This is a genomic window from Mesorhizobium sp. M7A.F.Ca.AU.001.01.1.1 (assembly GCF_004022735.1).
GTDB classification, from domain to species: domain Bacteria; phylum Pseudomonadota; class Alphaproteobacteria; order Rhizobiales; family Rhizobiaceae; genus Mesorhizobium; species Mesorhizobium ciceri.
The window spans coordinates 1-2,931 of the sequence record NZ_RZPF01000769.1 but is presented as its reverse complement, the minus strand read 5'-3'; the positions used below and the strand labels follow the sequence as shown (position 1 = coordinate 2,931).

The window sequence follows — 2,931 nt, the reverse complement described above, 5'->3', positions numbered from 1 at the left end:
CGATATAGCCGATCACATCGCCGGCTTTCACCCTGGTTCCGACACCGGTCCCGATTGCAAATTTCAGCATATGCGCATAGCGCGTCTCGCGCCCGTTTGGGTGCGAGATCTTCACCAGATTACCATAGCTGCCGCCATCGCCCTGGAAGGTGATCTCACCATCGAAGGCGGCTGCGATCGGCGTGCCAACGGGAGCCGCCCAGTCGACGCCCTTGTGGATGCGAACGGTGCCGAGAATTGGATGCTTGCGTGGCCCGAAGGTGGATGTCATCACCCCGTTGACGGGCGTGACCATGCCGTTGGTGACCGTCAGCGAGCGGACCTGATCGTCACCGGTAACGCACGCAAACTGGCCCTCGCTCAGCTGGAAGACGAAACAGTCGAGGCTCTTTTCGGTGCCCTGCACGCCGACATACAGCACACGCCCGTCAGTCTCGCCCTTGCCGCGCGGCGTTTGCGAGTAGATCAGCACAAGGCGCTGGTCCTCGCTGGCGAAGGCGTCCAGATCCTGCCCTCGCGATAGGTACATGATCGCTTCGCCGATCACGCCGGTTGGAACACTGTTGCGAGCCGCCGTCGAGTAGATCGCGTCGAGCAGGCGATACTGCCGCTTGTGCGTGCCTTCCCCCTGTGCGCCCGAATAGTTGAACAGATCTTCACGGACCCAGGGATCGACACCCGATACGAATGCGCCCGCCGCATTGCGTGTCAGCGTGCCAACAAAGACGTTCTTGGCGTAGATGGACACCTGCATCAGCGACATGGTCGTCGTCTCGCGCCTCGGCCTGAAACCACGCATGGCGATGACATAGCCCGGTTCCAGGCCGTCGCGGTTGAAAAGCGCCTTCAGCGCTTGCCCTGCCAGCTTGGCGTCCTCTGCGGAGAAATGCGCATCGAGCGCGACGCTGTCCAAAGAGCGGTCGTTGAGGATTTTCACGAACGTGTCTTCGGTCGCCTCGAACCGCTGATACTCATTCGAGACGGTTGCGACACTCGTGTTGTTTTCGATCTGCGTCTTCTGGAATGCGGGAAGGGCTGCATCGCCCGCATCGATGGTCTCGCCCCAGCCGGCTTCGGGATCATCGGCGTCCGCCCTTTGGTCGGGTGCTGCGGCTGGTTCCCCCTCTATCGGCGATGGCTCAAGATCATTCTGCAGATCACCGGATGGTGGGGCAGCAGTCTTTCGTTGCGCCTGGAAGAATGCAAAATCCTCTTGCGTCGACGGTATCGTTGTCATGAATTTTTCGCTCGCGCTAAGCATGACGTCAGACAGGATTTCGATCTGTGGAGAAACGCCGGCCTGGTTGAGTTCCGCCGGGCGCGGCATTGTCCGGCCTTTGGTTGCGGCGCTGGCATCGGGCGCCAGCGTGATCCACATCGGGTCCCCCGCCAGATCGATAATGGCTGGCACATACACGGATGCGTCCGCCGGCATATCGTCCGCCCCTTCGACCGCATGCAACTCCTCGTCTTCGTCTCCGAACGACCAATACTCGGCGGTGAGGTAGAAACCGGCGGCGATAGAGAGCAGCACAGCCACCGCGAGACCGGCAACAAGCCTGCGCCGAAGCGTGCGCCTGCGAAGGGCCGCGCGCGCCTGCTTTTTCTGCCTGAAGCTCGTGTCGATACCGTGCGTCACGGATTGCTTCCCGTAAGAAAGAAAGTCCACCGCGCCTGTTCGAGGGTATCGACTTCAAGAAATTGTGCCGCGATATGGCCGCGCTGCCAGCACTCGTCGATGCCGCGTATCGAAAAACGTCGCCGCTCAATGCACATTTCGGTCGATCCTGTGAGGATCGCATGACCAAACACGTCCGTTGCGTAGATGTAGATGTAGCGGTTCGTCAGTTCCTCACGAATGACGTTTACGCATTGATTGGCGCCGATGGTCCACCAGCCATCGGTCTGGTCCGCATTGTCGACCTTCTGGCCGACGGCGAGATTGACGACATCCAGAGTCTGATTGCAGACCGTGAACTCGGCGCGCGCTTCGCTGGATGACAGCACGGCCAACAGGGCCGCCCCCCCCATGACCGCAAGCCTCATGCTGCCACGCAGGGCAGGGGCCCGAACCGGATCAAACTGCCTTATCGGCGGGTCAGAGCGGCTGAGTTGCATCGGGCGCCCATGCTATCCGCCGAGCCGGAAATACTGGGCGGTGGCCGAGAATTGAGACCCGTCGGTCTCGATTTCCTCAAGAATCTTTGGGAGCAGCACCGAGGCTGGCATGGGCGTGGAGAACGCGGCTGCCTGGATGTCCTGAGGGCCCGTGATCACCATTATGATCTGCGGCACCGCCTTTCCGGCGGCTTTGTCGGCGGCCCCGAGACCAATCGGGATGCTGAAAGTAGCCTTGCCGGGTTCTACGACGATGCGGTCGTCGAGATTGAACACCATGCCTTTATGGTCGATCAACAGCACGCTGGACCTGAGCCCGCCACGCGTCACCAGCGTTCCGCTGATCGGCGTACCGTTTGGCACCGATGTCCGATCGAGAACAAGCTGCGGCTTGTCTGATGCGGTCTGCCCGATAAAGCGCAGAAAATTGGTGACTTCGCATTGGCTTGGTTCAATGAGCCGGACGCTGATGTCCGGCTCGACATGGAATTTGGCCTGGAACTCGGCCAGCATGCCTTCGAATGGCTGGACCGATGTTCCAAAGCCTTCGATCGCGGCAGCCTTGTCGGTTGCTGAGGTCATCGTCGCATAGAAACAGTCGCCGCCGCCGAAGTCGCGAACCCATGACACCCGTTGGGCGATGTCGTCGACGGCCGGGGGAATCTCCGGTTTGGGCACGTTCAACGCGACAGCAGGTTGGTCCGGCTGGTTGCTTGTCGGCAAGGCAGGGCTCTCGGCGTTCGCGACAGCCGGCGGGGCCGCAGTGGGATTGGGCTCCCGCGTTGCGGGTGCCGCCGGCTTGCTGGCCTGCGG

The 2,931-nt window shown here is 61.3% G+C and carries 2 protein-coding genes and 1 pseudogene; all 3 read right to left on the bottom strand.

The genetic code is table 11. The annotated features are described in order from the left end of the window. A partial coding sequence (locus EN884_RS31470) for a M23 family metallopeptidase (RefSeq protein WP_164895277.1) occupies positions 1–1,639 on the bottom strand: 1,639 nt, incomplete at its 3' end. Beyond that, a complete protein-coding gene (locus EN884_RS31465) occupies positions 1,636–2,046 on the bottom strand; it encodes a DUF1036 domain-containing protein (RefSeq protein ID WP_024504491.1) in 411 nt (136 codons plus the stop codon). The genes EN884_RS31470 and EN884_RS31465, both read right to left, overlap by 4 nt. Positions 2,047–2,130: 84 nt before the next feature. Further along, positions 2,131–2,931: pseudogene (locus EN884_RS31460) on the bottom strand (serine/threonine protein kinase); the annotation flags it as partial.

Excerpts from the sequence above, each read along its gene's own strand:
- EN884_RS31465 (WP_024504491.1), bottom strand. The coding sequence starts at position 2,046 with ATGAGGCTTGCGGTCATGGGGGGGGCGGCCCTGTTGGCCGTGCTGTCA.